Origin of the sequence: Neotabrizicola paludis, from assembly GCF_044142105.1 — a bacterium.
Classification (GTDB): Bacteria; Pseudomonadota; Alphaproteobacteria; order Rhodobacterales; family Rhodobacteraceae; genus Pseudogemmobacter.
The window spans coordinates 191,524-214,680 of sequence record NZ_JBGTYM010000005.1 but is presented as its reverse complement, the minus strand read 5'-3'; the positions used below and the strand labels follow the sequence as shown (position 1 = coordinate 214,680).

The window sequence follows — 23,157 nt, the reverse complement described above, 5'->3', positions numbered from 1 at the left end:
AGGGTCGCGTGCGCGCAGGCTCGGTTTTGACGCATATCCTGTTCATCTGCGGCAAGGCGCGCAAACGAAGCCCGACCGCGGCCGCGGTGGTGGCGGAGCGGCTGGGGCAGCCGACCGATTTCGCGGGGTTGAGTGCCGATGCGGATGAACGTCTCAGCCCTGAGCACCTGGCCTGGGCCGATACGATCGCGGTGATGGAGAAGGCGCAGCTGTCGCGCCTCAAACGCCAGATGGCTGCGCATCTCAAGGGCAAGCGGCTGGTCTGCCTGGATATTCCGGAGGACTACGAATTCATGCAGCCGGAGCTGATCGATCTTGTCGCGGCACGGCTGGGGCGCATCGTCCGCTAGCGGCGGAGGGGGCGGCTCTTCCGGCCGCTCCGACGATGGCAACCTTCCTGAAAGACATACTGATGGCACGCTGCTCTCGCGTTTCCGGCGGGGCGCATTGGACTGTGCTATGGGGCCTTTCGAGAGGGCGCCCCAGCACGTTCGACCCTGATCCTTTCGTCATCAGGGCGCTTGCGTATGGTTGCGGCAGGCGGCGCGCGCGGAACGCCGGCTGGGCCAACTACATGGGCGGCACCGCCGGACTCCGGCTACCAGACCTGTGCCCGTAACCCCTTGTGCGGCATGGGCGACACAGCCGGGACGGCGCGCTGATCGGCTTCCGCCGGGGCAATTGACTTGGTCGCTGCGCCGGAGTTGATCCACACTCAAGGGGTGCGCTTATTTCCGCCGGCGGCCCTGTTCAAAACAGGCTGGAAGTGCCGCGGACGAGCAGTTCGCACAGGAGATGACGATGAAGACCACCTTGGGGCTGGCGCTGCTTGCCCTTGCGGCGCTGCCCTCATTGGCCAGCGCCCAGACGATTGAGGGCGATATTGCCCTGTCTTTCGGCCGCGCGCCGTTCAAAAGCACCGACGATGCCGACGAGCGCATGGCGCAGCAGGCCTATAAGGCGTCGGGCTGGGTCGGCACCACCTTCAATGATTGGCGCGTCTTCGGCGATCTGAACATCTATCGCCGCAGCCTTGATGGCGAGGATTACGAAGACCTCGCCCCGGGCGGAGCGCGCTCGTTCGGCCTGCATTTCGGTCGCAACCTTGGCCCGGCCTATGTCGGCGGCTTTTGGGGCCGCAATCAGTTCCAGGGCGACAATTCGCCCGATTTCAACGGCTATGTCTCGGGCAAGCTTTACGGCTTTGAAGCGCAGTATGACCTTGCCGCCGCAGGCATGGTCCCGGCGCTGTCGGGCCTGTCGGTCTTTGCCCAGGCGGGCCGCGCCGACATGATGGGCGAAGGCACGGACACCGGCTTTGTCGGCGGATTTGCCCGGCTTGGCGTGTCGGCCAGCTTTGACAAGGTCACGGTGACCGTCGACTACGAAAAGGGCCGCTCGGACAATGTCTATGAAGATGAAGGCGACTGGGGCGAATACCAGGGCATGGGATTGGCCGTGGATTACGCGTTCCACGATCGGCTCATCGGCACTTTCGGCTATGAAAAGGTCAAGCTGACGGCGAATACCGAGGACAAGGGCTATGACGAGTATTACTCGCTTGGCATCCGCATCCCGCTGGGCGCCAGCACCGGCAAGCGCAACAACCTGACCACCAGTTATCGCCCCGGCCTTGCTGCAGCCTGGGGCGAGACGCTGGACTGAACCGGCGCGCACCTCTGCCACGATCGTGAAGCCCGGCGCCGGTCGCGCCGGGCTTTTGCATGGCGGCTTGGCGACCCGCTGGGCTTCCGTTGGCCCTTCGCATGGCTTAGGTGTTCTTGCAGCCGGGGCAGCGGAGCGGGATGCATGACTTTCGACCTTGATCTTTTCGTCATCGGCGGCGGCTCGGGCGGGGTGCGGGCGGCGCGGATGGCGGCGGCAAGCGGCGCGCGCGTCGCGCTGGCCGAGGCCAGCCGCATGGGCGGCACCTGCGTGATCCGGGGCTGCGTGCCGAAAAAGCTGATGGTTTTCGCCTCCTCCTTCCGCGAGATGCCGGCCGAGGCGCGGGCCTATGGCTGGGACATCGGCGATGGCGCCTTCGACTGGACGGCCTTCCGCGCCAGGCTTCATGCCGAGCTGGACCGGCTGGAAGGCGTCTATCGCCGTCTGCTGGACGGGTCGGGCGTCACCATCCACGATACATGGGCGCGGCTGGCCGATGCCCATACGGTCGAGCTGGCGGATGGGCGGCGTTTCACCGCCAAGCACATCCTTGTCGCCACAGGCGGGCGGCCCGAACGGCCCGACCTGCCCGGCGCGCATCTGGGTATCGTCTCGGATGACATCTTCCTGATGGACCACCTGCCGCGCTCGATCCTGATCGTCGGCGGCGGGTTCATCGCTTGCGAGATGGCCTGCATCCTGCAGGGCCTGGGCGTCGCGGTGACGCAATTCTACCGCGGCGCGCAAATCCTGCGCGGTTTCGACGATGAGGCGCGGGGGCTGGTGGCCGAGGCAATGAAGGCGCGGGGCGTCAACCTGCATTGCGGCACCAATATCCTTGAGATGGCCCAGGCCGGGGCCGATCACGGCCTGACCGGCGCCGTCACTGGCGGCGGCATGGGGCCGCCCGTGGGCGAAAGCCATGCGCCAGAGGGGCAGAGCGGCGGGCCGATCTGGGTCAAGGCCACGAATGGCACCGAAGCAACCTTCGACGCCGTCCTTTTCGCCACTGGCCGCGCGCCGAACAGCGCGGGGATGGGGCTGGCGGAACTGGGCGTCGAGATCGGTCGCCGTGGCGAAGTGGTGGTCGACTCCTACAGCCAGACCGCCGTGCCCTCGATCTATGCCATCGGCGACGTGACGAACCGGGTGAACCTGACCCCGGTGGCGATCCGGGAAGGCATGGCCTTCTCGCGCACTGTGTTTGACGGCATCCCGACGCCGGTGGATCACGAGCTGATCCCGGCGGCGGTCTTCACCCAGCCGGAATTGGGGACGGTGGGCCTGACCGAAGAGGAGGCGCGCGCGCGCGGGCCGATCGAGGTCTATGCCACCAGCTTCCGCCCGATGCGCAGCGCCTTCGCGGGCGCGCCCGACCGGGTGTTGATGAAGTTGATCGTCTGTCAGCAAAGCCGCAAAGTGCTGGGGTGTCATATCGTCGCGCCCGAAGCGGGCGAGATGATCCAGCTTGCCGCCATCGCGGTGAAGATGGGGGCAACGAAAGAGGATTTCGATCGCACCGTTGCGGTGCATCCGACCATGGCCGAAGAGCTGGTAACCATGCGGTCGCCGGTGCGAAAGGCGTAAGGATCGGCCGGATTTCGCTTGAAATTCGGCGTGGGATGCACAGTTAGGGCGGCAAGGACAGTAAAGGGACAAGTGAATGGCGGGAAGCGGTGGCCCCTGGGGCGGCGGAGGCAGTGGCGGTGGCGGCGGCGATGACGATCGCGGCGGCCCGCGGGGGCAGGGCGATGACGACCGCCGCCCCGGCGGACGGCGTCCGGGCGAGGGCGGCTCGCCCATGCCGGAGATCGACGAGATCATGCGCAAGGGTCAGGAACAGCTGCGCGTCCTGATGGGCGGGCGTGGCCGCAACGGCAACGGTGGTGGCCCGCGCGGGCCGCAACGCGGCGGCCCCAACCCCTTGTTCACCCCACAGGGCATCGCCTTGGGCGTTCTGGCGCTGGTCGCCGCCTGGGCCTTCATGTCCTTCTACACGGTGCGCACCGAAGAACGCTCGGTCGAGCTGTTCCTTGGCGAAGCCGCGGGCGTGGGCCAGCCCGGCCTGAATTTCGCACCCTGGCCCCTGGTCACCTATGAGAAGGTGCAGGTCACGGGCGAGCGGACGACCGAGATCGGCATGAGCGCCACCGTCGATGGCGGGCTGATGCTGACCCGCGACCAGAACATCGTCGATATCGGCTTCCAGGTCGTCTGGAACATCTCGGATCCTGAGAAATACCTGTTCAACCTGGCCGATCCCGAAGTCACGATCAGCGCTGTCAGCGAAAGCGCCATGCGCGACATCATCGCGCGTTCGGAACTGTCGCCCATCCTCAACCGCGACCGCGGCGTCATCGCCTCGGATCTGCGCAAGGCGGTGCAGACCACGCTCGACAGCTACAATGCCGGGATCAATGTCATCCGGGTCAACCTGCAACGCGCGCAGCCTCCGCGCGAGGTGATCGACAGCTTCCGCGAAGTGCAGGCCGCACAGCAGGAACGCGACCGGCTGGAGAAAGAGGCGGATGCCTATGCCAACAAGGCGACGGCGGGCGCACGCGGCGAGGCGGCGCAGCTTCTGGAACAGGCCGAGGCCTATCGCGCCAATGCGGTGAACTCGGCCCAGGGTGAGGCGGCGCGCTTCCTCTCGGTCTATGAGGAATATGTGAAGGCGCCCGAGGTCACCCGGCGGCGGCTTTATCTGGAAACCATGGAGAAAGTTCTGGGCGGCATGAACCTGATGATCCTTGATGGCGTGCAGGGCGGGGCCGAAGGCGGCCAGGGCGTGGTGCCCTTCCTGCCGCTGAACGAGCTGGCCCGTCCGGCGCCGGGCGTTGCGCCCGCCGCAGGGGCCGCAGCCGGGACCGGAGGGACCAACTGATGCGCGCGATCCATATCGTTCCCGTCGTCGTGGTAATTCTGGTCACTGCGTTGTCGTCGGTCTTCATCGTGGATGAGCGCAAGAAGGCGCTGGTCCTGCAATTCGGTGAGGTCACCCAGGTCAAGGAAGAGGCCGGTCTCGGCTTCAAGCTGCCCTTCATCCAGGAGGTCGTCTATTACGAAGACCGCATCCTTGGCCTGCAGACCGCGCCGATCGAAGTGACGCTGCTGTCCGACCGCCGCCTGGTGGTCGATGCTTTCGCGCGCTGGCGCATCACCGATCTCGTGGCCTTCCGTCAATCGGTTGGCACGGGCGGCGAGGATCGGGCGCAGGTGCTTTTGGGCAACATCCTGACGCAGGCTATTCCCGAAGTGCTGGGCCGCACCACGCAGGACAAGGTGCTCAGCCAGGATCGTTTCGCGCTGATGAACCAGATCCTGGAAATCGCCCGGCGCGAGGCGGCGGCGCTGGGGGTTGATGTGATCGACGTGCGCCTGACCCGCACCGATCTGCCCGAGCAGAACCTGGCCGCGACCTTTGCCCGGATGCGGGCGGAACGCGAACGCGAGGCTGCGGACGAAAAGGCCCGCGGTGGCGAGGCGGCGCAGCGTGTGCGCGCGGCGGCGGATCGTACCGTGGTCGAACTGACCTCGGATGCGCGGCGCCAGGCCGATGTGATCCGCGGCGAGGCCGATGCCGAACGCAACCGCCTTCTGGCCGATGCCTTCGGCAAGGACCCCGAGTTCTTCGCCTTCATCCGCTCGCTGACTGCCTATGAGACGGCGCTGCGCAGCGGCCAGACCTCGATGGTGATGACGCCGGACAGCGAGTTCTTCGACTATCTGCGCGGTGACCGGGCAGAGCCTCCGGCTGCCCCGGCTGCCCCGACCGCTCCGTGAGTGTGGTCTTTCTGGCCATCGGCCTTGTGCTTTGTGTCGAGGGGCTGGCGCTTGCGCTGGCCCCTTCGCGCATGGAGGACCTGTTGCGATATCTGGCCGAGATGCCGCCCGAAAGGCGGCGCATGATCGGCCTGGGGGCGCTGGCCCTCGGTGTCGTGCTGGTCTGGGCGGCCAAGACCCTGGGCGACTGAGGTGCGGCGCGGGCCTGCCGGGCGCGTCGCCCCCCGGAACGTTTCCGCGAGGACCAAGGGGACAGAGCGGGGCGGGCAGGCGACACCCCCGCGACTGTGTCAGGAATTCACACGGGCTTGAAAGACCGCGACGGGGTTTGCATTGCGCAAATCCTTGCCGCACTGTTTCTTCAGTACCCGAGCGGGGCCGCGCCTTATGGCCCGCCGCCCGCGCAGATGCGCAACGGAGTAGAGGAGCCACGAGCTGTGTCCGTTCATCCCACTTCCCTTATGACCCGCCTGCGATCGGGCACGCTTCTGGCCATGGCGCTGAGCGCTGGGCTGGCCTTCGCCGCCCCCGTCCCGGTCTTCGCCTTCGGCGCGCCGGAGAGCTTTGCCGACCTCGCCGCCAAGATCAGCCCCTCGGTCGTCAACATCACCACCACCAGCACTGTGGCCGCCTCGACCGGCGGCAATCCGATGGTGCCGCCGGGCAGCCCCTTCGAAGATCTGTTCCCCGACCAGAACGGCCCGCAGGGGCCGCAGCGTTCTGAGGCGCTGGGTTCGGGCTTCGTGATCAGCGAGGACGGCTATATCGTCACCAACAACCACGTGATCGAGGGCGCGGATTCGATCGAGATCGAGTTCTTCTCGGGCAAGAAACTGCCCGCTAAACTGGTTGGCACCGACCCCAAGACCGATATCGCGCTTCTCAAGGTCGAGACCGACGCGCCGCTGCCCTTTGTCCAGTTCGGCGATTCCGATCTGGCGCGGGTCGGTGACTGGGTCGTCGCCATGGGCAACCCGCTCGGCCAGGGCTTCTCGGTTTCCGCCGGGATCGTTTCGGCCCGCAACCGCGAGCTGTCGGGCACCTATGACGATTACCTTCAGACCGACGCCGCCATCAACCGCGGCAATTCGGGCGGTCCCTTGTTCAACATGGACGGGCAGGTGATCGGCGTGAACACCGCGATCCTGTCGCCGAATGGCGGCTCGATCGGCATCGGCTTCTCCATGGCCTCGAATGTCGTGTCGAAGGTTGTCGACCAGCTCAAGCAGTTCGGCGAGACGCGGCGCGGCTGGCTGGGTGTGCGCATCCAGGACGTGACGCCGGATATCGCCGAGTCGATGGGGCTGACCGAGGCCAAGGGTGCGCTTGTCACCGATGTGCCGGATGGCCCGTCGAAGACCGCAGGCATCAAGCCGGGCGACGTGATCACGATGTTCGCGGGCAATGAAGTGACCGATGCCAACAGCCTGACCCGCCGCGTGGCTGACGCCCCGGTTGGCGAGGCGGTGCCGGTCGTGGTGCTGCGCGAGGGCAGGACCGAGACGCTTCAGGTGACGCTTGGCCGCCGCGAGGATGAAGAGGCCAAGGCCTTCCCGGCCGCGACCCCGGCACCGGCGGAACCGCATGAGATGGATATTCTCGGTCTGACACTGGCGCCCCTGACCGACGATCTGCGCGGCAAGCTGGGGCTTGATCAGGGGGCCGAGGGTCTGGTGGTGACCGGTGTCGACCAGGCGAGCGAGGCCTTCACCAAAGGTCTGCGCGAGGGCGATATCATCACCGAGGCGGGCCAGCAGAAAGTGCTGCGCCTCAAGGACTTGCAGGACCGTATCCAGGAGGCCAAGTCGGCAGGCCGGAAGTCTCTGCTGCTGCTGATCCGCCGCGATGGCGACCCGCGCTTCGTGGCGCTCTCGCTGGAATAAGTCCCACCCATGGACGGGATAAGGGCGGTGCCGGGAAACCGGGCCGCCCTTTTCTATTGCGCCTCGCGCAGCAGCCGGGCGCGGAAGGCCTCCATCCATTCCACCCGTTCCTGCGCCATGGCGCGGCCCGCCGCAGTGCGCATGGTCGCTGCGACCGGGAAGAGCTTGACCTCCAGATGGTCCAGCGCGAAGCGGCGGTCATCAAGGCTGCGGTTGCGCGCGAGCGGATCCTCGGGATCGAAAAGCGCGCCACCCATCTGCCCCGCGATCAGGAACATCCGCGCCAGACCGATCGCCCCCAGCGCCTCCAGCCGGTCGGCATCCTGAAGGATTTCCGCCTCGCGCGTTTCAGGGGCGATCGCGGCGGAAAAGCTGTGCGCCTCGATGGCATGGGCGACAGCGGCGATCTTGGCGGCGGGATAGAAGGGCAGGGTCGCCAGAAACTCCGCGGCCACGCGGTCCGACAGGCGCGAGGCGCGGGCGCGGTCGGGGTGGTCCTTGGGCAGGTTCACCGCGTCATGCAGGATCGCCGCGGGGATCAGCACGGTCTCGTCGGCCCCGCCCTCGTCCTGCGCGATGCGCCGCGCATTGGCCAGAACGCGGCGGACATGGCCCAGATCATGCGCGCCATCGGCATTCGCGGCCCAGAGCCGCGCCAGTTCTGCCTCGCAGGCGTCTTGCAGGGCGGCCTTGTTCATGGCGCTACAGATCGTCGCGCGACGTGGCGACAAGGCCCAGGGCGCGGGCTGCGGCCAGCGAAAGCCGGTCGCTGTCCAGCCCGCGTGGGCTTTGATAGCGCCGTATCGCCGCCTGTGTCGGGGAGTCCAGGCTTCCGGTCAGCGGAAGAAGATACAGGCCCCGGGCCTTCAGTGCCCGTTGCAGCGTCGCAATGAACTCGGGCGTCATTTCGGCTGGGCAGGGGCTGCGGAACCAGACCGTGCCCCGGTCCTGCACGATCTGCTGATGGGTCTGCGTGGCGAAGACCGCGGGCGTCACCTTGCCATCGGCCGCCACGCTTTCGGGCTTGACCATCACCTGCTCGGTCACGGTCTCGATCACTGCCGGGCGGATGTCAGACTGCCAGCAGGCCTCCTCGGGCCCCTTGGGCGGGCCTTCGGCGCCGCGCAGGTCGATCAGTTCCGCCGCGAAATCGCCGCGTCCGACTTCGGAGCCTTTCGGGCCGCCCACACAGCCTGCCAGACAGGCAAGCAAAAGCGTCGGCAAAAGCGCGGCGGCTGGTCGGATCGGGGTCATGGCCTGTTTCTGCACGGTCCGGTCCGGGTCTTTCGCCGCGCAGAATAGCCGGGCGCGGCGCAGCGGGAAAGAGGCGCGGGCGCGTGGTGCCGCCGCAGCGTGGCTTTCGGACCACGTGCGCCCCCTCTGGCAAAGCCGCGCGAATTCGCCTAAGTCGATGGTCGCGCGCAAGAAGCAGTCTCGAGGACCCCATGGCACGGATCACCTACGTCGAATTCAACGGCAAGCGGCATGAGGTCGAAGTGCCGAATGGCCTGACCGTGATGGAAGGTGCCCGCGACAATGGCATTCCGGGAATCGAGGCCGATTGCGGCGGCGCCTGCGCCTGCTCGACCTGCCATGTCTATGTCGATCCCGCCTGGGTGGACCGCCTGCCCAAGAAGGACGCGATGGAAGCCGACATGCTGGATTTCGCCTATGAGCCCGATCCCGTGCGGTCGCGCCTGACCTGCCAGCTCAAGGTGACGCCGGCCCTGGAAGGCCTGATCGTCCAGATGCCGGAAAAGCAGATCTAGCTTCGCCGCAACAGGCTGAACTGGAAAAGCTGCTCCGCGCCCGACGGGGTGAGGTGGCGCTGCAAGCGGCTTTCAACCGGATGGAAGCCCGGCCCCAGCGCGGCTGCCAGGGTGTCGGGACTGTAGCGGATGACCGGCAGCCCGCTGCACCGCTCGGGCCCGTCCGACGCGAAGGTGGCGATCACCGCATGTCCGCCCGGCGCCAAAGCCCGGTAAAGTGTCGCGACATAGGCGGCGCGGTCCTCGGGATCAGTCAGGAAATGGAAGGCAGCGCGGTCGTGCCAGATGTCATATCGGCGCGCGGGCTGCCAGTCCGTCACATCGGCGGCGATCCAGACGACCCGCTCGGCCGCAGTTCCCAGTCTGGCCCGGGCGGTCGCCAGCGCGGCGGCGGATATGTCCAGCACCGTGAGGTCGCGCGCCCCCTGTGCCAGCAGATGATCGACCAGCCGCGATGCACCGCCGCCGATATCGATCACCGCTGATCCGGCCGTGAAACCCGCGCGGCGCAGGAGGTCGATCGAGGTCTGCGGAACCGCCTCGTGCCAGCTGACGGTGTCCTCGGCCTTTGTCGTGAAGACCTTGTCCCAATGTTGCGCGCGATCCCCGGTCATTGCGGTGCCATCCTTTTGTCGCGCCCCCGGACCCGGGGCCATGGGCGTCTATTCCGCGGCCTTGGGGGCCTCCGCCTTACCCAGCCTCTCGGCCTTCTTGCGCACCAGGACCGTGCGCAGGTCATGCATCGCCAGCAGAAGCGTATCCGTGACCGCCTCGAGCTGCGCCTCAGAGGCCTTGGCCTGCGCCCATTGCGTCGTCAGGTTCATGTGATCGACCGCGCGCAGGATATCGTCCATGTCACGCCGCTCCAGAAGCGCACGGCGCTCGGCCAGCCAGTCGGCGATCAGCTTCTGCTCGGCCTGCGTCAGCTTCGTCTCGCCATGCGGCTTGATATTGCCGTTCTTCACATTGACGGCGGCGATCTCGATCAGCTCGATCCGGCGCTGGCGGTTCTCGGTATCGACCCGGAACACCGCCGCGCCATTCTCGCGGATGCGGAAGTAATAATCCGGCAACTCACCCGCCATCTGTCACCTCTCCCGCGTCGGCATTGTCGATCACCCGCAGCAACGAGCCGTCGGGGTCGACCAGCGCGAACATGCGCGGCGCGGCCCCGGGCTTGAAAAACCCGGTCAGGCGCGGGATGGCCGTGACATCCTCGGACAGTCCCGCCCGCCGCCAATCGGCCAGCAGCGCGTCGGGATCATCGACCCGGATACAGGCAGAGAACCAGCTCGCCCTTGGCTCCAGCTCGGGATGCGGAAAGAACTCCAGCACCAGCCCGCCGCGTTTCAGGATCATCCAGCCCGCGTCGCGGAACCCTTCACCAAAACCCAGCCGACCATAGAAGGCCGATGTGGCCGCGAAATCGCGGCTGGGCAGGTTGGCGGTGATCCGGTCGGCCATGCGGTCCTTTCAGACAAGCGAGGCGCAGAATCTCTGGATGCGCGAGCAGGCCTCGTGCAGCACCTCGTCCGAGGTAGCGTAGCTGACACGGAAGTTGGGCGAAAGACCGAAGGCCGCGCCGAACACCACCGCCACCCCGGTTTCCTCCAGCAGCGCCGTGGCGAAGACCTCGTCATTGGTGATCACCGTGCCGCCGGGCGTGGCCTTGCCAATGCAGCCCGAGATATCCGGGTAGACATAGAAGGCCCCTTCCGGGCGCGGGCAGCGCAGGCCGGGCGCCTGGTTCAGCATCGACACGACCAGATCGCGGCGGCCCTGGAAAACCTTGCGCCAGTCGCCCAGAAATTCCTGCGGGCCGGTCAGCGCCTCGAGCGCGGCCCATTGGCTGACCGAGGACGGATTCGAGGTCGACTGCGACTGGATCGTCCCCATCGCCTTGATCAGCGCGACGGGGCCCGCCGCATAGCCGATCCGCCAGCCGGTCATCGCATAGGCTTTCGACACGCCGTTGCAGGTCAGCGTGCGGTCATAGAGGCCCGGCTCGATCTGGGCCGGGGTGACGAATTTGAAATCGTCGAAAACCAGATGTTCGTACATGTCATCCGACATCACCCAGACATGCGGGTGGCGCATCAGCACATCGGTCAGCTTGCGCAGTTCGGCCTCGGTATAGCCCGCGCCGGTCGGGTTCGAGGGCGAGTTGAAGATGAACCACTTGGTCTTCGGCGTGAGCGCGGCCTCAAGCTGTTCGGCGGTCAGCTTGAAATCGGTCTCGATTCCCGCGACCACCGGCACGGGCGTGCCGCCCGCCAGAAGGACCATGTCGGGATAGCTGACCCAATAGGGCGCGGGGATGATCACCTCATCGCCCGGGTTCAGCGTCGCCATCAGCGCATTGTACAGGATCTGCTTGCCGCCGGTGCCGACCGACACCTGCTGCGGCGTATAGGTCAGGCCGTTCTCGCGCAGGAACTTGGCGCAGATCGCGGCTTTCAGCTCGGGGATGCCGTCGACCGCCGTGTAGCGGGTCTTGCCCGCGTCGATCGCGCGCTTGGCCGCGTCGCGGATATGTTCGGGCGTGTCGAAATCCGGCTCGCCCGCGCCAAGGCCGATCACGTCCTTGCCTTCGGCCTTCAATTGCTGCGCCTTGGTGGTGACGGCGATCGTGGGCGAGGGTTTCACGCGGGCCAGCGTGTCGGAAAGGAAGGCCATATGCGGGGCTCCGGGGCAGGCGGCCCCGTCAGCCGGGGCCAATTGTTTGCGATTTCCGGTCAAGGGTCTTATGGTCGCCGCCCCGGTCATACAAGCGATATCGAAAAGAAGGAGAGGCAAGATGGCGGAAAGCAGCACCTGGTTCGCGGCGGATGTGGCGACCTTCGGCGACAGGCTCGCCGGCGCACGCGAAACGGCGGGATTGAGCCAGGAAGACCTGGCGCAGCGCCTGGGCGTGCGGCTGACCACCCTGCAAGCCTGGGAGGAAGACCTGGCCGAGCCGCGCGGCAACCGCCTCCAGATGCTGGCGGGCATGCTGAACGTGTCCCTGCGCTGGTTGCTGACGGCAGAGGGCGACGGGCTGGAGGCCCCGGCGGGCGAGGCCACGCCGACGCCCGATGCGGCAGCGGCGGCTCTGGCCGACCTGGCGCGCCTGCAGGGCCGGGCGGTGGCCCTTGCCGCCGAGATCGCCGCGGTCGAACGCCGCCTGCGCCCGCTTCTGCGCGCCGAGGGATGATCATGGCGGCAGAGGACCCTTCGGCCCGGCTGAAACGCATGGCGATGCGAAGCTGGCGGCGCGGCACGAAAGAGATGGACCTCGTGCTTGGCCCCTATGCAGATGCGCATCTTGCCGGTCTGTCGGAAGAGGACCTGGACCTTTACGACCGCCTTCTGGCCGAGAATGACCAGGATCTGATCACCTGGATCATGGGCACAGCCCCCGCCCCGGCCTGGGCCGAGGCGCTGATCTTGCGCATCGCCAGCTTCGCGCGGACGCGTCTGGCCCGGGGCTGATCGGACCGTCGTCAGAGATTTGCGGGGGAATTGAGGACAGATCGGCGCGAGTTTACCGAATGTTTGTGCTTTGTCCCGATTCTTCCCCTGTCTGACACAGGCGGAGCCCGAGATGTCCATCCACCAACCCCTTCTTGATGGATCGCAGAAAGCGTTCCTCTCCTGCTATCTTGACAACCTGTCGCTGGTCGAGCGGCTGCACAGGCTGCTGCTCGACGTGATCAAGGACGAATTCGAACGCCTTGCGATCCTCGAGATCAATTCGGTCCAGGCGCTCTTGCTGTTCAACATCGGCGAGAATGAGGTGACGGCGGGCGAGCTGAAAAGCCGCGGCTATTACCAGGGCTCGAATGTCAGCTACAATCTCAAGAAGCTGGTGGAGCTGGGCTATATGAACCATCAGAGGTCAGAGATCGACCGCCGCTCGGTGCGGGTGCGCCTGACCGACAAAGGCCGCAAGGTGCGCGGACTGTTGAGCGAGCTTTTCGCCCGCCAGGCCGAACAGATCGAGAAACGCGCCCTGGTCGATACGTCCGGCATGGACGAGATCAACACCGCGCTCCGCCGCATGGAACGGTTCTGGACGGAACAGATCCGCTACATCTACTGAGGCTTCCTTCCCCCTGTCTCTGTGATCTGACGGCGCCGCCTTGCGTGCGCGACGCGCAACGCGGCAAGTCTTTCTCTCGGCCCCGCCCGTGCCGTGCCTTAGGGTCAGTTCGCCTTGCTGCGGGGGCGGAAGGGCAGGGGGGCGACCGGCACACCATCCTCGATCAGCTTGCGGGCCTCGTCGGGTTTGGCCTCGCCATAGATCGCCCGTTCCGGCGACTCGCCGTCATGAATCTTGCGCGCTTCTGCCGCGAAATTCATGCCGACATATTCCGAGTTTTCCTCGACCTGGCGGCGCAGCGCGGCCAGTTTCGCCTCGATCTCGCTGGACGGTTCCGAGAGGGAGGGCCGCGCCGCCGCCGCCTTTGCGGCCTCGACCCGCCGCGCGAGGCTGACCGCCGGGGCCATCAGCGCCTTCGCAACCCGGGCCGAGCCGCATTGCGGACAGGACAGCTGACCCGCGCCGTGCAGCGCCTCATAGGCGGCGGCATCGGCGAACCAGCTCTCGAAGCTGTGCTCCTTGTCGCAGGTGAGCGTGTAGCGGATCATCTTTCCGGCCCAGGGCCCCGCCAAATGCGGGGCGATTTCCCTTAGCTAATCATCGCACCGGCCGGGTCAAGACGCAGTTGTGGCGGTCGCGGCCCCGCCCGCTGCGGCATCGCCGGTAAATCCCAGGATCAGGGCGCGCAATTCCGGCTCGACCACGCGGCGCGCGGCCTTGGCCAGACCGAACCATTTGCGGCGGCGCTGGCCGCGCTCGGGGTAGCGATGCGCCAGCCCTTCGACCCGCAGGGCAAAGACCTCGACCTTGCAAAGCCGCGGATCGGCATTTTCGTAGAGTTTCGGGTAATGAAAGGCGCCCAGGCTTGCCTCGGCCACGTCGCCCTGCACCCCGGCCTCTTCCCAGGCCTCCTGCGCGGCCGTCGCAGCGGCGCTGCGATCGGCCATCGGCCAGCCCTTGGGCACGATCCAGCGTCCGGTGTCGCGGCTGGTGATCAGCAGCACCTCGGGCACGCCGCCATGCATCCGCCAGCACAGCGCCGCCACCTGACGATGCGTGCCGATCCCCCCGGTTTCGGGGGATGCCGATATCTTGCCCTGTCTGCTCATCCGTTCAGAACCGCCCGTTCCCCCCTTATGCGCGGAGGGTACCAAATTCCGCATATCGTCACATGGATTCGTTGTAATTCCTAGGCCTAACACCATTATACTGGGAACTATCCGGTCTCTTTCCTGCCCGGTGCAACCCATGGAACATGTCGAAGGCCAGTCATGAACCGCCTCCACCTTGCCGCTCTCCTGGGTTTTGCGCTCGCGCCCCTGCCGGCCCTGGCCGGGTTCAGCTTTGATGCGATTGATGGCGGCAAGATCGATCTTGACGACTGGAAGGGCCATCCGGTGCTGGTGGTGAACACCGCGTCGCTCTGCGGCTTTGCCGGGCAATTCGACGATCTTCAGAAATTGCATGAGGAGCTGGGGCCGAAAGGCGTGCTGATCCTGGCCGTGCCGTCGGATGATTTCAACCAGGAGCTTTCCAGCGATGCCGAGGTCAAGTCCTATTGCGAGATGACCTTCGACCTGACCTTGCCGATGACCACCATCACCCCTGTCACCGGCGCCGCGGCGCATCCCTTCTATGTCTGGGTCAAGGAAGAGGCGGGCTTTGTCCCTGGCTGGAATTTCAACAAGGTGTTGCTGGGGCCGGACGGTGAGATCGAGGCCATCTGGGGGTCCGCCGCCAACCCTTCGGGCGTGATCCGAGAGCGGATCGAGGCCCTGCTGCCGTGAAACACGGTCTGACTCGGGCCGCGCAGGCGCTGGAACCGACCCCGGGGCCGGTCTTCCTGGGATCCGAGATCTATCGCGGTTCGTCCTATGGCGGCACGCATCCCCTGCGGGTGCCCCGAGTCTCGACCGTGATGGATCTCGGTCGCGCTTTGGGTTGGCTGGCATCCGGCAGCTACCGCGCCAGCCCGCGTGCCAAGCCCGCCGCGCTGGCCTTGTGGCATGACCCTGCCTATGTCGCGGCGCTGGAACGGGCCGAGGCGGCGGGCGAAGTGTCCGATGAGACGCGAGTCCGCCATGGCCTTGGCACGCTGTCGAACCCGGTTTTCCCGCAGATGTTCCGCCGCCCCGCCACCGGGGCCGGGGGGGCGATCTGGGCGGCCGAGATGCTGGCTGCCGCCCCGGCGGGCGTGGTCCATGTGCCGGGCGCGGGCACGCATCACGGTTTGCGCGACCGTGCCAACGGCTTTTGCTACCTGAACGACGTCGTTCTTGCGATCGCCGTTCTGCTCCGTGCCGGGCTGACCCGGGTGGCCTATGTCGATCTTGACGCCCATCATTGCGATGGGGTGGAGGCCGCCTTTGCGGGCGATCCCCGTGTGCGCATGATTTCGGTGCATGAGGAAGGCCGCTGGCCCTTTTCCGGTCTTCTGACCGACACGGCAGGCGGCTCGGGCTTCTTTCTGCCCGTGCCGCGCGGCTATAATGACACCGAGGCGCGGGCGGTGCTGCAGGGCTTGATCCTGCCGCGCGTGGCCGAGCATCGGCCCCAGGCTCTGGTGGTGCAATGTGGTGCCGACAGCCTGACCGAGGACCCGCTTTCGCGGCTCTGCCTGTCGACCCATGCCTATTTACAGGCGCTCGCCGCCCTGCGCCCGTTGTCGCCCCGCCTCTTGGTCACCGGCGGAGGTGGCTACAATCCCTGGTCGGTCGGGCGGCTGTGGACCGCGATCTGGGGCCATCTTTCGGGACAGGAACTGCCGGACCGCCTGCCGCCCGGGGCGCGGGCGGTGCTTGCTGCGCTCAGTTGGAATGGTGGCGCACGGCCGCCTCCCGCGCCGGAAATGCTGCACAGTCTTGTCGACGCCCCGCGCGAAGGCCCGGTCCGCCCGGAAATCCGCGACCGTCTTGCCCTGCTGGCCCGGCGATGAGGCGCATTTTCCTGGGCCTTGACCTGCCCGACGACCTGCGCTCTGCCCTGGCGGTGCAGCAATTTCTGCTGCCCCTGCCGAAGAAAGCCCCGGTCGACCAGCTGCATCTGACGCTTCTCTTCGTGGCCGAGGCGCCGGAAGCCGCCCTCGAAGCCGCGCATGAGGCCTGGTCGGCCCTGCGTATCGCGCCGTTTTCCCTTCAGTTGCAGGGCCTTGGCCTCTACGGCGGCGACAGGCCCCGTGTCGCCTGGGCTGGCCTTGCGCCCTCTGAACCGCTGATGCGCGTGCAAGCGAAGGCCGAACAGGCGGCCCGTTGCGCGGGCCTCGACCCCGAACACCGTCGCTTCTCGCCCCATGTCACGCTGGGCCAGTTCCGACCGCCCGGCTTTGCCGAAACCGCCGCGCTGGAACGCGCCATCGCGGGCGGCGCGGGGTTCACCGCAGGTCCCTGGCCGGTCGGCGACATGTGCCTCTGGGAAAGCCATCTCACCCCGCGCGGTGCGCGCCATGATCTGCTGGCCCGCTATCCGTTTTCTTGACAAGCGCGGCGCCCTTGTGCAGCACCTGACCCCAAAGGAGCGCCTCCCATGCCCAATGAGATCACCATCGCCGGCCGCAAGATCGGCCCCGCCCATCCGCCCCTCGTCATCGCCGAGATCGGCATCAACCATGGCGGCGATCTTTCCGTCGCTAAGGAGATGGTGCGGCTGGCCGCCGGCGCGGGCTGCGAGATGGTGAAGCACCAGACCCATATCCTGGAAGACGAGATGACCGACGAGGCCAAGGCGATCTTCCCGCCCAATGCCGATGTCTCGATCTGGCATGTCATGGAGCGCTGTGCCCTGAGCCTTGACGAAGAGGCCGAGCTGAAGCGCTATACCGAAAGCCTGGGAATGATCTGGATTTCCACGCCCTTCTCGCGGGCGGCGGCGGATTATCTCGAAACGCTTGACGTGCCCGCCTACAAGATCGGTTCGGGCGAGGCCGACAACCTGCCGCTGATCCGCCACATCGCCCGCAAGGACAAGCCGGTGATCCTGTCGACGGGGATGCAAACCATTGAAACCATTCGCGCCTCGGTCGAGATTCTTGACAAGGCGGGTGTGCCCTACGCCCTGCTTGAATGCACCAATCTTTACCCCAGCCCGGCGGAAATCGTCAGCCTGCGGGGGGTGACCGAGCTGAAGGATGCCTTCCCCAAGGCCGTTGTCGGCTTTTCCGACCATTCCATCGGCCCGGAGATGGCGCTTGCCTCGGTCGCCCTTGGCGCCTGCATCCTTGAGCGCCACTACACCGACACGCGCTACCGCAAGGGGCCGGACATCATCAACTCGATGGACCCGGCCGAGCTGCGCTTCCTGATCGACCGTTCAAAGGAAATCTGGATCGCGGCGAACAACCCCAAGCAGCGCTCTGCCCCGGAAGAAGACGTCTACCGCTTCGCGCGCGGTTCGGTCGTGGCCGATGCCGACTTGGCCGAGGGCCATGTGATCCGCGAACAGGACATCTGGGCGCGCCGGCCAGGCAGCGGTGAGATCGCGGCCTATGATTTCGACAAGGTGCTGGGCAAGAGGCTGACACGGGCTGTCACGCGGAACACGCAGTTGAAATGGGCGGATCTCGTCTAGGGGGCGGCGGGTGATCCTTTCCACCTCGCACAATTTCATCTTCGTCCATGTGCCCAAGACCGCGGGCACTGCGATGACCGCCGCGCTGGAGTCCCATGCCGTCACCGGAACCCGCACGCCCCTGCGGCGGGCGCTGCGCTGGCTGCCAGTGCGCGAGGCGCCGGACCGAGCGTATTTCCGCAAGCATGAAACGGCGGCGGCGATGCGCGCCAAGCTGGGGCCGCAGGTCTTCGACCGCTTCTTCCGCTTCACCGTGGTGCGCAACCCCTTCGATCACGCCGTGTCGCATTACGAATACCTCAAGGAGTTCCGCAACCCCAGGAAGGCGGCGGAATTCGCGGCGATGAGCTTCGCCGATTACCTGCGCTGGCGCAGCACCGCGCGGGGCCTTTTCGTGCCTTCGTTCTCGGTGCTGCCCGACCAGGCGCATTGGCTGGTGGACGGGGCAGGGCAGCTGCTGGTCAACCGGGTAATGCGCTTCGAGACGCTGGCTGACGACTTCGCGCAGGCGATGGAGGAGGTCGGGCTTCCCGGCATCCGGATGAAGCGGATCAACCCGACCCGCGCCAAGGTCAAGGGCCGCAGCCTTGTCAGCTATTACGATGCCGCAACGGTTGCGATTGTCCGCAGGCTCTATGCCCGCGACTTTGACCTGTTCAGCTATGCGCGCGATCTGCCCGCAGTCTAACGCTCGTATCCGAAGGCATCGAAGATCAGCCTGTCCCGGTCATAAAGTGCGGCCTTCTGTGCCGCGCTCAGCATCTCGGGTGCCGGTTTGCGGTCGGCGCGATGGCCCCCCTTGGTCACCGGCATATGCGCGGCCAGATCCAGTCCCGCGCGGTCGGAAACTTGCGCAAGATCTTCGGCCATGTGTTCATAGCGGACGACGCAATCGGGGCGGCGATGGCGGTCGAACAGATAGGGCATATTGGGCGAGGGCAGGGCAATTCCGGCATCTATGACTTGCGACAGCGGGACGTCGAGCCCGCGCAGCTTCTTCTGATGCCAGGCCCAAGAGACGATCTGTTCATAGGGATGGCGCACGATCGTCACCAGCCAGGCCCCATCGAGCATGGCACGCGCGCCGCGCTTGCGCAGCGCCCGCGGCGTGATGTGATTGTAGAACCGCGCCGCAGCTTTCGAGTAAAGCTTGCCCTCGCCGCCCGGCAGATGGCGCGCGGGAATGGTGCCTGTGTCGCGATAGGCTGCGAAATCCTTAAGATAGCGCCGTTCACGCGGTTTCAGCCAGGCCCAGTTCTGGGGAAGATGCCCGCCGATTTCGGCGCGCTTCAGTTCATCCTCGGGCAAGAGAGGGGTGACGATGTCTTCCGGGTCGCCCACGGCGCAGGACAGTGCGATGTCGAGCGAGGTGGACGCGGTCTTGTGCGTCTTGATGAACAGCAGGTTCTGCCGTCTGAGATAGATCATGTCCGCCCTGAAACCGGACCAGGCGGGCACCGACGCGCCCGGCAGGAACCGGTTGATCACAGGATTTGTCGGATACGCGCCCCGGAAGGCAGTTCGATAAGGTCACATGTCGGTCCAGACCAAACGTCGCAGGTCGGGATTTCCGAACAGCGCGCGGTTCACGATATCGTGACCGAGCCGTTCGGAGAGGGTGGGCCCGGGGGAAAGCAGGGACCGTCCAAGGTTTCCTGCCCCATCTTTCAGCTTGAAGCCCAAGGATTCAACGATTGTCGGATAGATGTCCGGCATGATCGCCGGGCGGTCGCTGCGCACGCCGTCGATCTGCCCGGCCCCGTTCAGCACCACGAAATAGTTGCGCCGGTCCTCGCCCAGCCTGTTCAGCTCGGACGCCATCGTGTTCGGCATGGCAAGGTGGTCGCTCATCAAGACGACGACCGTGTTGTCGGCCAAGCCCCGCTCCGCCAGATCCGACAGGAATTTTTCGATCAGCTTGCCGGTGCAATAGATGGTCGCGGGCATCAGGCTGTCGGCGCGGCGGGGCTTGACCGGCGGGGTATACTCGCAGCCGGGATCAAGATAGCCGCCCGGCCCATGGGTCGCGGCGGTGAACAGCATCAACGCAAAGGGCGCATCGCGCGCGGCCAGCCGATCCAGTTCTTGCAGGCCGACATCGAACAGCACCGTATCCGGCACGCCCCAGGTGTTCGTTCCCTCGACATTGGCGAATTCCGGTTCGGTCTTAAGTCCGCGCACCGTGCCGATGCCATGGTCCTTGAGGAAGTTGCCGATGGCGAAAATCTCGGTGTCCGAGCCGTTCACATAGGCGCTTTCATAGCCCTGCGCCGACAGCAGGTCGCCCAGACAGGTCACGCCGGGCAGGAAGCGGCTGATGCCATGCTGCGTCAGACCTTTGGAGCTGGCGAAGGTCTTCGGATCGGTCAAGCCGCGCGGCAGAAGCGGAATGCCGCATTGGCTCGCCACCAGCCCGGCCGCGCTGTAATGGGTGCCATGGATCTGGGCAAGGTTGCGGGCCGAGAAGCCGCGATCCTCAAGCGCAGCCAGAGGGCCGAATGCATCTGCCGAAGCCGGAATGTCGCGATAGCTGCGCTCGAGCGACTCCAGATAGATGATCACCAGATTGCGCTTGGTGGCGGGCATGGCGACGATCTCGGGCGCCACGAGATCCTTGCCGCTGACCATCTTCAGCGCCGGGTCGGGGAAGATCAGCCGATAGAGCGCCGCCGAGGGCTGGCTGGTCACGATGGCGAATAGGGCAAGCGCGCCCATGGCCGGCACGAAAGCGGGCATCCGCCGCATCAGCCACCAGCCCGATCCCGCCAGCAAGAGCGTCGTCAGCGCGGTTTCGGCCAGCGGCCCGGCGAAATCCTTCACCGCCACATCGACGATGTCGCTGGCGCGGTTGTCGGCCATCGACATCATGACCGTCTCGAAATCGACATAGCCGAAATTGGTGGCAAGGAAGGTGAAGGGCACGACCAGCACCAGCGCCACCAGACCCAGGATCGCGACCACGCGGGTCATCCTGTCGGGCGCGCGGCGCACCAGCGGCAGCACCAGCGCCAATGCGGTCGCCGCCAGCACACAAGTGGTAAGGATGGCGGTCTGCGGCGCGACGGTGAAATTCAAAAGCCGGGTCGGCAATTCAAAGCGCGCGATGGCGTGCTGGATCAGACCCGCGCCGAAAAGCAGCATCGCAACAGCCCGCAGCAGGCGCAGCGCCGCCGATATCAGCATGAACTCTTCCCCTCCGCTCGCGGCAAGACGCATTTCATCTGCACCCGGGCCTGTCAAGTTTTGCCTTGGGCCGCCGCGTGGCCCCACGCGGCCGACCGAACCCTTGTCCGTCCCGCGCCAAGCCTTTATCACCGCGCCACAAGCTGCGGCGCGGGCGGGACATGCAGGCATCAGACGGCACGACGCGCTATCGACCGGATATCGACGGGTTGCGGGCCATCGCGGTCCTGTCCGTCATCTTCTATCATCTCTCGCTGCCCGGCGCGGGGTCGGGCTATGCCGGGGTAGATGTCTTCTTCGTCATCTCGGGCTTTCTGATCGGCGGCATCGTTCTGCGCGAACGGGCCGAGGGCACATTCACCTATCGCCGCTTCTACGCCCGCCGCATCCGCCGCATCCTGCCCGCGCTTTTTGCCGTCATCTTGTGCATCCTGCCCTTTGCCTGGGCACAGATGACGCCACATGACCTGCGCTATTTCGGCGGCGCGGTCGCGGCCACGCTCGCCTTCCTGTCGAATGTCTGGTTCTACAGCCGCATCGACTACTTCAACCCCGAAGCCGCCCTTGACCCGCTTCTGCATACCTGGAGCCTCGGGGTCGAGGAGCAGTTCTACCTGTTGTTTCCGCCACTTGTGGCGCTGGCCGCGCGTTTCGGTCGCCGCGCCCTGCTTCCGCTCCTGGCTCTGCTGGGCTTGGCCAGCCTTGCCGTCGCGCTGAAAACCTCCGAGGCGCAGCCGACCCTTGCCTTCTATCTTCTGCACACAAGGTTCTGGGAGCTGATGGCAGGTGTCCTTGCCGCCGCCTTCCTGCCGCATGCCCGCAAGATCACCTCCACGGCATCTGCCGTCCTCGCCCTCTTAGGGCTGGGCCTCGTCTTGATCGGCGTCAGCCTTCTACCAGTACCGCTGGGCTGGCCCGGCCCCACCACGCTTGTGCCGGTTGCGGGCGCAGTTCTGCTGGTCCTGTTCGGGGCCGTCGGTCCGGCAGGACGCCTGCTTTCCAGTCGGCCCTTCCGTGCGGTCGGGCTGATCTCCTATTCCGCCTATCTGATCCACCATCCGATCATCAGCCTTCTGGTGATCTCGGGACGCCCGGTCCAGAGCCTGACCGCCAAGCTGGCGGTGGTGGTCGCGACCCTGCTGCTTGCCGGATTGTGCTGGGCGTTGGTCGAACAGCCCTTCCGCCGCCCCGGCCCGCTTTCTATCTCCCGCCGCCGCGTGCTGGACGCCGCTTTCGTCGCGCTCCTTGCCTTCGCTATCGGCGGCCATGTCACCAAGGGTTATCCCCAACGGCTGCCACCCCAGGCTCGGGCCGTGCTGGCCTATGGCGAAAGCCGTTCGCCCACCCATGACAAATGCGTGCGGGGCCGCGCCGAAGTGGAGGGTATGAACCCCGGCGAGGCCTGCCTGCACAACCCCAACGCCAAGGGGCCGCAGATCGTGATCTGGGGCGACAGCCATGTCGCCGCCGCAGCCTATCAGATCGCGCAGGCATTGCCTCAGTACCCCCTGCGCGAATTCTCGACCGGGGGCTGCCCTGCCATTCCTGGAATGAAGAACATCGACCAGCTGACCCAGGCTCCGGTCGCGGCCGCGGCGGGCTGCGCGGCCTTTGACCAGATCGTCAAGGACTGGATCATCGCGCAGAAAGAGGTGAAACTCGTCATCCTCTACGCCTATTGGGCCAATTACGTGGAGCGCGAGCCCTTCGATACCCGCGCGGGCTATGTGCTGCCCGATGTGCAGTATGCTGTGCCGGTTGAAAACGACGGCTCCATCCCCGAGACGCAGCGGCAGACCTATCTGCAACGGCAATTCGCCGGGCTGGTGCGGGATCTGGAAGCGGCCGGCAAAGAGGTGCTGATCGTCTATCCGCTGCCGATCGGCGCCTGGCATGTGCCGCAATATGTGGCGCGCCAGATGTGGAAGGAAGGGCGTTCGGTCGACCGCCTGACCTATCCCGCCGCCGCCTTCCGAGACCAGACCGCGAACAGCCGCGCCGTGCTGGATGCCGCGCCCTCGGGTCCGATGACCCATAGGCTGGATGTCAGCGACCGGCTTTGCGGCCCCGAGGTCTGCACCCTCTATGCCGATGGTGTGGCCTATTTCTTCGACACCAACCACCTGTCGCAGGCGGGTGTCGCGCTGATCGCCCCCGAAATCGCAGCGGCGGTCCGCGCCATTCTTGCGCCGGTCGCGCCGTGACAGGCCCGTGACATTTCCGCCCCCTG

Annotated in this window: 27 protein-coding genes; 17 read left to right on the top strand and 10 right to left on the bottom strand. The window is 66.2% G+C overall.

Annotated features, from left to right (window positions below):
- The first annotated feature begins 26 nt into the window (after positions 1-26).
- The 7 genes from ACED67_RS13140 to ACED67_RS13110 all read left to right on the top strand — a co-directional run bounded on the left by ACED67_RS13140 (position 27) and on the right by ACED67_RS13110 (position 7,331).
- A complete protein-coding gene (locus ACED67_RS13140) occupies positions 27-350 on the top strand; it encodes a low molecular weight protein tyrosine phosphatase family protein (protein WP_395542106.1) in 324 nt (107 codons plus the stop codon).
- Positions 351-801: 451 nt separating this feature from the next.
- Complete coding sequence (locus tag ACED67_RS13135) at positions 802-1,665, top strand: hypothetical protein (protein WP_395542105.1); 864 nt, start codon at positions 802-804, stop codon at positions 1,663-1,665.
- Positions 1,666-1,809: 144 nt separating this feature from the next.
- Positions 1,810-3,252: an FAD-dependent oxidoreductase gene (locus tag ACED67_RS13130; protein ID WP_395542104.1), complete on the top strand. Its 1,443-nt coding sequence runs from the start codon at positions 1,810-1,812 to the stop codon at positions 3,250-3,252.
- 76 nt (positions 3,253-3,328) lie between these two features.
- Positions 3,329-4,549, top strand: a complete 1,221-nt coding sequence (hflK, locus tag ACED67_RS13125; protein WP_395542103.1) for an FtsH protease activity modulator HflK — start codon at positions 3,329-3,331, stop codon at positions 4,547-4,549.
- Positions 4,546-5,448, top strand: coding sequence for a protease modulator HflC (hflC, locus tag ACED67_RS13120; protein ID WP_395542183.1), 903 nt, complete (start codon positions 4,546-4,548; stop codon positions 5,446-5,448). The genes hflK and hflC overlap by 4 nt, the downstream gene beginning before the upstream one ends.
- Positions 5,445-5,639, top strand: coding sequence for a DUF2065 domain-containing protein (locus tag ACED67_RS13115; protein WP_395542102.1), 195 nt, complete (start codon positions 5,445-5,447; stop codon positions 5,637-5,639). Before hflC ends, ACED67_RS13115 begins: the two co-directional genes overlap by 4 nt.
- A gap of 270 nt (positions 5,640-5,909) precedes the next feature.
- Positions 5,910-7,331: a DegQ family serine endoprotease gene (locus ACED67_RS13110; RefSeq protein ID WP_395542182.1), complete on the top strand. Its 1,422-nt coding sequence runs from the start codon at positions 5,910-5,912 to the stop codon at positions 7,329-7,331.
- Between the two features lie 53 nt (positions 7,332-7,384).
- On the opposite strand, the gene ACED67_RS13105 is transcribed toward ACED67_RS13110, so the two are convergent.
- Together ACED67_RS13105 and ACED67_RS13100 are read right to left on the bottom strand one after the other, a co-directional pair.
- Positions 7,385-8,029, bottom strand: a complete 645-nt coding sequence (locus tag ACED67_RS13105; protein WP_395542101.1) for an HD domain-containing protein — start codon at positions 8,027-8,029, stop codon at positions 7,385-7,387.
- A gap of 4 nt (positions 8,030-8,033) precedes the next feature.
- Complete coding sequence (locus ACED67_RS13100) at positions 8,034-8,585, bottom strand: peptidoglycan-binding domain-containing protein (protein ID WP_395542100.1); 552 nt, start codon at positions 8,583-8,585, stop codon at positions 8,034-8,036.
- 191 nt (positions 8,586-8,776) lie between these two features.
- Between ACED67_RS13100 and ACED67_RS13095 the strand changes: the two genes are divergently transcribed.
- Entirely contained in the window at positions 8,777-9,100 is a 324-nt protein-coding gene (locus ACED67_RS13095) for a 2Fe-2S iron-sulfur cluster-binding protein (RefSeq protein WP_395542099.1), read from the top strand.
- On the opposite strand, the gene ACED67_RS13090 is transcribed toward ACED67_RS13095, so the two are convergent.
- Genes ACED67_RS13090 through ACED67_RS13075 form a run of 4 tightly spaced genes read right to left on the bottom strand, consistent with a single transcriptional unit; the run spans position 9,097 to position 11,776 of the window.
- Complete coding sequence (locus tag ACED67_RS13090) at positions 9,097-9,714, bottom strand: class I SAM-dependent methyltransferase (protein ID WP_395542098.1); 618 nt, start codon at positions 9,712-9,714, stop codon at positions 9,097-9,099. The two genes, ACED67_RS13095 and ACED67_RS13090, sit on opposite strands and share 4 nt — an antisense overlap.
- A 48-nt stretch (positions 9,715-9,762) precedes the next feature.
- Positions 9,763-10,185, bottom strand: coding sequence for a hypothetical protein (locus ACED67_RS13085; RefSeq protein WP_395542097.1), 423 nt, complete (start codon positions 10,183-10,185; stop codon positions 9,763-9,765).
- Positions 10,175-10,564, bottom strand: a complete 390-nt coding sequence (locus ACED67_RS13080; RefSeq protein ID WP_395542096.1) for a bleomycin resistance protein — start codon at positions 10,562-10,564, stop codon at positions 10,175-10,177. Before ACED67_RS13080 ends, ACED67_RS13085 begins: the two co-directional genes overlap by 11 nt.
- A gap of 9 nt (positions 10,565-10,573) precedes the next feature.
- Positions 10,574-11,776, bottom strand: coding sequence for a pyridoxal phosphate-dependent aminotransferase (locus ACED67_RS13075; protein ID WP_395542095.1), 1,203 nt, complete (start codon positions 11,774-11,776; stop codon positions 10,574-10,576).
- A 121-nt stretch (positions 11,777-11,897) separates the two neighbouring features.
- On the opposite strand from ACED67_RS13075, the gene ACED67_RS13070 reads away from it, so the two are divergent.
- The 3 genes from ACED67_RS13070 (at position 11,898) to ACED67_RS13060 (ending at position 13,181) form a co-directional block, all read left to right on the top strand.
- Positions 11,898-12,293: a helix-turn-helix domain-containing protein gene (locus ACED67_RS13070; protein WP_395542094.1), complete on the top strand. Its 396-nt coding sequence runs from the start codon at positions 11,898-11,900 to the stop codon at positions 12,291-12,293.
- A complete protein-coding gene (locus tag ACED67_RS13065; RefSeq protein ID WP_395542181.1) occupies positions 12,293-12,571 on the top strand; it encodes an FAD assembly factor SdhE in 279 nt (92 codons plus the stop codon). The genes ACED67_RS13070 and ACED67_RS13065 overlap by 1 nt, the downstream gene beginning before the upstream one ends.
- A 112-nt stretch (positions 12,572-12,683) precedes the next feature.
- The gene (locus tag ACED67_RS13060; protein WP_395542093.1) at positions 12,684-13,181 is read left to right on the top strand and encodes a MarR family winged helix-turn-helix transcriptional regulator; all 498 of its coding nucleotides are present in this window, start codon (positions 12,684-12,686) and stop codon (positions 13,179-13,181) included.
- 104 nt (positions 13,182-13,285) lie between these two features.
- On the opposite strand, the gene ACED67_RS13055 is transcribed toward ACED67_RS13060, so the two are convergent.
- Complete coding sequence (locus ACED67_RS13055) at positions 13,286-13,729, bottom strand: DUF1178 family protein (protein WP_395542092.1); 444 nt, start codon at positions 13,727-13,729, stop codon at positions 13,286-13,288.
- Positions 13,730-13,795: 66 nt separating this feature from the next.
- On the bottom strand, positions 13,796-14,290 hold the full coding sequence (locus tag ACED67_RS13050; protein WP_395542091.1) for an NUDIX hydrolase: 495 nt from the start codon (positions 14,288-14,290) through the stop codon (positions 13,796-13,798).
- Between the two features lie 162 nt (positions 14,291-14,452).
- Here ACED67_RS13050 and ACED67_RS13045 point away from each other — a divergent pair, with 162 nt between their 5' ends.
- The 5 genes from ACED67_RS13045 to ACED67_RS13025 are packed head-to-tail and all read left to right on the top strand — an operon-like array spanning position 14,453 to position 18,432.
- Positions 14,453-14,968: a glutathione peroxidase gene (locus ACED67_RS13045; protein WP_395542090.1), complete on the top strand. Its 516-nt coding sequence runs from the start codon at positions 14,453-14,455 to the stop codon at positions 14,966-14,968.
- On the top strand, positions 14,965-16,116 hold the full coding sequence (locus ACED67_RS13040) for an arginase family protein (protein WP_395542089.1): 1,152 nt from the start codon (positions 14,965-14,967) through the stop codon (positions 16,114-16,116). Before ACED67_RS13045 ends, ACED67_RS13040 begins: the two co-directional genes overlap by 4 nt.
- On the top strand, positions 16,113-16,655 hold the full coding sequence (gene thpR / locus ACED67_RS13035) for an RNA 2',3'-cyclic phosphodiesterase (protein ID WP_395542088.1): 543 nt from the start codon (positions 16,113-16,115) through the stop codon (positions 16,653-16,655). The genes ACED67_RS13040 and thpR overlap by 4 nt, the downstream gene beginning before the upstream one ends.
- A gap of 48 nt (positions 16,656-16,703) precedes the next feature.
- Entirely contained in the window at positions 16,704-17,744 is a 1,041-nt protein-coding gene (locus tag ACED67_RS13030; RefSeq protein WP_395542087.1) for an N-acetylneuraminate synthase family protein, read from the top strand.
- Between the two features lie 10 nt (positions 17,745-17,754).
- The gene (locus ACED67_RS13025; RefSeq protein ID WP_395542086.1) at positions 17,755-18,432 is read left to right on the top strand and encodes a sulfotransferase family 2 domain-containing protein; all 678 of its coding nucleotides are present in this window, start codon (positions 17,755-17,757) and stop codon (positions 18,430-18,432) included.
- On the opposite strand, the gene ACED67_RS13020 is transcribed toward ACED67_RS13025, so the two are convergent.
- Both ACED67_RS13020 and ACED67_RS13015 read right to left on the bottom strand, forming a co-directional pair.
- Complete coding sequence (locus tag ACED67_RS13020) at positions 18,429-19,172, bottom strand: hypothetical protein (RefSeq protein WP_395542085.1); 744 nt, start codon at positions 19,170-19,172, stop codon at positions 18,429-18,431. The genes ACED67_RS13025 and ACED67_RS13020 overlap by 4 nt on opposite strands.
- 102 nt (positions 19,173-19,274) lie before the next feature.
- Positions 19,275-20,927: a sulfatase-like hydrolase/transferase gene (locus ACED67_RS13015; protein WP_395542084.1), complete on the bottom strand. Its 1,653-nt coding sequence runs from the start codon at positions 20,925-20,927 to the stop codon at positions 19,275-19,277.
- 161 nt (positions 20,928-21,088) lie between these two features.
- Here ACED67_RS13015 and ACED67_RS13010 point away from each other — a divergent pair, with 161 nt between their 5' ends.
- Positions 21,089-23,131 (top strand): acyltransferase family protein, encoded by a 2,043-nt coding sequence (locus ACED67_RS13010; RefSeq protein WP_395542083.1) that lies wholly within the window; start codon positions 21,089-21,091, stop codon positions 23,129-23,131.
- Positions 23,132-23,157 lie beyond the last annotated feature (26 nt).